3 protein-coding genes and 1 pseudogene are annotated in these 4,464 nt (G+C 72.7%); 2 read left to right on the top strand and 2 right to left on the bottom strand.

The window, feature by feature from the left end:
- On the top strand, positions 1-2,134 hold a 2,134-nt coding region (locus PROKR_RS26610; RefSeq protein WP_036969852.1), incomplete at its 5' end, for an ATP-binding protein.
- A 39-nt stretch (positions 2,135-2,173) separates the two neighbouring features.
- Here PROKR_RS26610 and PROKR_RS26605 read toward each other — a convergent pair.
- The gene (locus tag PROKR_RS26605) at positions 2,174-3,088 is read right to left on the bottom strand and encodes a glycoside hydrolase family 43 protein (protein WP_036969849.1); all 915 of its coding nucleotides are present in this window, start codon (positions 3,086-3,088) and stop codon (positions 2,174-2,176) included.
- A gap of 203 nt (positions 3,089-3,291) precedes the next feature.
- On the opposite strand from PROKR_RS26605, the gene PROKR_RS26600 reads away from it, so the two are divergent.
- Entirely contained in the window at positions 3,292-3,975 is a 684-nt protein-coding gene (locus tag PROKR_RS26600; protein WP_169736597.1) for a DUF4232 domain-containing protein, read from the top strand.
- Between the two features lie 160 nt (positions 3,976-4,135).
- Here PROKR_RS26600 and PROKR_RS36340 read toward each other — a convergent pair.
- Positions 4,136-4,464 (bottom strand): annotated as a pseudogene (locus PROKR_RS36340) (MFS transporter); the annotation flags it as partial.

Here is a 4,464-nt window from a genome sequence, read left to right as displayed (position 1 = left end):
GCACCGTGCGCTGAACGACACCGACGCGCGGGCCGCCGCCCGGCGGCGCTTCACGGAGGCGGCCCAGGGCGAGCAGGCCGCCTCGGACGCGCTGGAGGAGCTGCGGGCGGAGCTGCGCACCGTCGGTGCCCGCAAGGACAACATCCCCACCGACCTGCACCGGGCCCGCGCGGCCCTGGCCGAGGCCGCGGGTCTGTCCACCGACGAGCTGCCGTTCGTGGGTGAGCTGATCGAGGTGCGCACCGAGTTCGAGCCGTGGCGCGCAGCGTTCAACCTGGCGCTGGGCGGGTTCGCCACCGAGATGCTGATCGACGTGGCGCACCTCAAGACCTTCCGCACGGCGATCAACTCGGTCCCGACCGCACGCCGCATCCGGTTCCGGGGCGTGCCCACCGGGCGCCGCGACGAGGCCGCCGTGGCCGACCGCACCCTGCCCGCGCGCCTGGACCACCGGCCGACGCCGTTCACCGGCTGGCTCAAGCACGAGCTCGCCGACCGCTACGGCTACGTCTGCATCGACTCCCCCGCGCAGTTCGCCCTGCACCGCAAGGCGGTCACGATCAGCGGCCAGACGTCCGACGGCGGCCGCGGCGCTCACGGCGGCCAGGGCGTGCGGAACGTCCTCGGGTTCTCCGCCGCCCGGCGCCTGCAGGAGCTGGAGCGGGAGGTGGCGGAGGCCGAGCGGGCGCACGCCGCCGCGAGCGCCGTGCTGGAGCAGGCGACGGCGGGCCTCGACTCGTTCGAGAAGCAGCGCGGCGCGTACGAGAAGATCGTCGACCTCACGTGGGAGCAGGTGGACATCGCGTCCCTGCGGTCCGAGCTGGGCCGTTGGACGGCGATCGTCACCGAGGTCACCTCGGACAACCCGGAGATCGGTCGGCTGCGCCGCGATCTCGACGAGCTGGAGGGCCGCGTCACCCGGCTCACCGAGGACAGCGGCGTGGCCAAGAGCCGAGCCGCCGAGCTCGAACAGGCCTGGGAGCGCACGGCCGACGCGGTCGACACCGCTCAGCGCACGCTCGACGACGCCGAGGCCGACGGCACCCAGGTGGCCGCCGAGCACCGTACGTACCTGGCCGGGCTGTTCGCGGACGACCAGAGCGCCGACGACTCCCCCGCCCAGGCCGTCGAGCGCTTCGACGCGGCCCTGGACCGCGCCGCCGCACGGGTGCGGGAGGACCAGGGCGAGGCGCAGGCCGCCGTCGGGCGGGGGCGCTCCGCCCTGCACGAGGTGTTCGAGACGTTCAAGGAACGGTGGCCCAACCCGAACCTCGGCGTCGACCCGGACACGTCCTACGACGACTACGAGCGGTTCCTCACGGACCTGGAGAAGAACGGGCTGCACGAGCTGGAGTCGGAGTGGCGCGACAGTCTGCTGCGGCTGTCGGGGGCCGACCTCACCAAGCTCGACAGCGACATCTCCACGGCTGTGCGCGAGATCCGCGACCGCATCGACCCGGTCAACGCGATCCTCGACGGTCTGGACTTCTCCGACGAGCACCACAAGCTGCACATCGAGCTGCGCGACACGTCCTCGCCGGTACGGGCCCGGTTCCGCAGCGACCTGCGTGCCGTGCGCGAGGCGATCGCGAACGCCGTCAGCGACACCGACCGGCAGCGGGCCTACACCCGCATGGCCAAGGTGGTCGACCGCGTGCGCCGCACCGCGCCGGAGTTCCACGACCTGATCGACGTGCGCAACCACGTGCGCATCAGCGCCGAGAAGCTCACCAAGGACGGCTCGCACGTGGCCGTGTACGACCACATCGGCGAGAAGTCCGGCGGTGAGTCCCAGGAGCTCGTCGCGTTCATCGTCGGCGCGGCCCTGCGTTACCAGCTCGGCGACGCCGGTTCGGCGCGCCCCCGGTACGCGCCGGTCTTCCTCGACGAGGCGCTGATCAAGGCCGACGCGCACTTCACCGGGCGCGCGATCAACGCCTGGCGCGGGCTCGGGTTCCAGCTCATCATCGGCGCGCCCAACGACAAGCACAGCGGCATCGAGCCGCACGTCGACGCCGGCTACGTGGTGCTCAAGGACACCAGCGGCAAGTCGTTCACGCAGCTCACGGTGGGGTTGCCGGACGAAGCGACGCTGCCCGACGAGGCGGGGATGCCGGACGGCGCGCCGGTGTGACCCGGCGCCCCGCTCGGTCTGCCCCGCCGGCCTGCCGGGTCAGGCCAGGTCGAGATCCGTCCTGGGGCCGAGGAACCGCGGCACGTCCGGACCCCCGTCCGGCGACGGCTCGAAGACCAGCTCGGTGAGCCACATCTGGCGGCCCGGCCCGGGCACGTTGACGGCGCCGGGCGGCCAGGCGTGGTGCACGTACCAGGTGCGCCCGTCGCGCTCGACGACCATGCCGTGCCCCGGGCCGGCCGCAACCTCGTTGGACACCATGATGGGGGTGTCGCGGGGCTTGACGTAGGGACCGGTCGCCTGCTCGGCGACGGCGTAGCCCACGCCGTAGCGGTCGGAGTCGAACGCGTTGCCCGAGTAGAACAGGTAGTAGCTACCGGCGTGCGGCCAGACGTAGGGTCCCTCGACGAGTGTGCCTTCCCACTCCTGGTCCTGCTTGAGGATCCGCTGCGCCTCGCCCTCCAGGCGCAGCCCGTCGTCGGACAGCCGCTGCACGTAGATGAACGTGTCCACGCCCACGTGGTTGCCGTCGTTCTTCCACAGCAGCCAGCGCGAGCCGTCGTGGTCGGTGAACGGGGAGGCGTCGATGGAGCCGCCCTCGTGGTCCTGGCACAGCAGGGGACGCTCGGCGTCGTCCCGGAACGGGCCGTCCGGCGTGTCCGAGACGGCCACCCCGACGGCCTGCACGTCCGTCGCCCGGTCGTGCGCCGTGTAGTAGGCGACGTACCGCCCGTCCACGGCCGCGACCTCGGGCGCCCAGTTCAGGCCCGGTTCGACCCACGCGGCGAGCTGCGGCATGCCGTCGCCCACCTCCTCCCAGCGCACGAGGTCCGACGAGCGCAGCACCGGCATCGCCTCGACCTGGTTCTTGGTCGCGTACGCCCAGTAGGTCCCGTCCACCTCCAGCACCGCGGGATCCGGGAAGTTGGAGCCGTACACAGGGTTCGTCACCATCGTCTGTCCTGTCCGCTCGCTCGACACAGCGCACCAGGTTAGGAGAGACCGGGGGCCCACGCAGGGTCCGTCCGGGGCGTGGCGCGCCGTCGACTTGTTGACTGAGGCAACTCAGCGAGATGCTCGGGGTGATGACACGATCGGCGAGGGCCGCAGTGGTGGTCGCGGCCCGCCGGTTGTTCCAGCCGAAGGGGGAGGTTCAGGTGGTCAGGCGAGAAGCGATCATGACCATGTGCGGCGCTGCGGGCGTCGCGGCGCTGCTGCTGACGGCGGGGTGCTCGGCGGACGCCGCCGGCTCCGGGGGCGACGAGAGTACGTCGGCCACGCCGTCGGCGACCATGACGACGTCCGAGAGCCAGAACCCGAGCGCGACGGAGTCGCCCGCTCAGGAGTCGTCGGAGCCGTCCGAGACCGACGACGGCGACGACGGCGGTGCGGGCGGATCGGCGTCCGGGCGGTGCGAGTCCCCCGAGCTCGCGGGCAGCCTGTTGCCGGAGGAGGGCGGCGCGGGCGCCGGGCACTACGAGGTGTGGATCGTGCTGAAGAACGAGGCGCCCGAGGCATGCACGCTGCAGGGCTGGCCGGGCGTGTCGTTCGTCGGGGACGGTGACGGCGAGCAGATCGGCGCCGCGGCGGAGTTCGACCGGTCGAGCCCGCACGAGACGGTGACGCTGGAGCCGGGTGCGTCCGCGCGGGCCCTCGTCCGCGTCTCCCAGGCCGCGAACTACGGTGACGAGTGCGGCGAGACGCCCGCGGACGGCCTGCGGGTCTACCCGCCCGGTGAGAAGCGCTCGCTGTTCGTGCGGAACGACCAGCTCGAGCTCACGGCGTGCGCCGACATCGACGACCCACTGCTGGAGGTCCAGGCCCTCCAGCCGGCGAACTAGGGGTTCGCTGGCGCGGGCAGCTGCCTGGCGCGGGCTACCTGACTTCGGTCGGTTGCGTCGAGAACGGTCGGTTGTCTGACCGGTCTCGAGGCAACCGACCGAAATCAGTTCTGGGGCGCGACCGGGGCAGGCGGGGCTACCAGGGCACGCAGCAGCCGGGCTACCGCCCCCCGCGGCCGCCGCCCGCCAGCGGGAGCGCTGTGCGGGACGAGAACGCGACGACCGCCAGGCACAGGAGCGCCGCGACGGCCCCGAAGCCGAACATCTGCGGGTACGACCACGTGGCGCGCAGCCAGGAGAGCGCCATCGGTACGAAGAACCCGAGGTACGTCAGCGAGTAGAAGACGGCGGTCAGGCCCGCGAGGTGACCCGGCCCGGCGATGCGCGCCACCTCGGTCAGCCCGGACACCAGGCCGAGCCCGTACCCCGCGCCCAGCACCACGGCGGCGAGCACCCCGAGCGGCAGCGTGGGCGACGTCGCCGCCCAGG

It is taken from the genome of Promicromonospora kroppenstedtii DSM 19349 (assembly GCF_000515355.1).
Lineage (GTDB): Bacteria > Actinomycetota > Actinomycetes > Actinomycetales > Cellulomonadaceae > Promicromonospora > Promicromonospora kroppenstedtii.
This window is presented reverse-complemented; position numbering and strand designations above follow the sequence as displayed.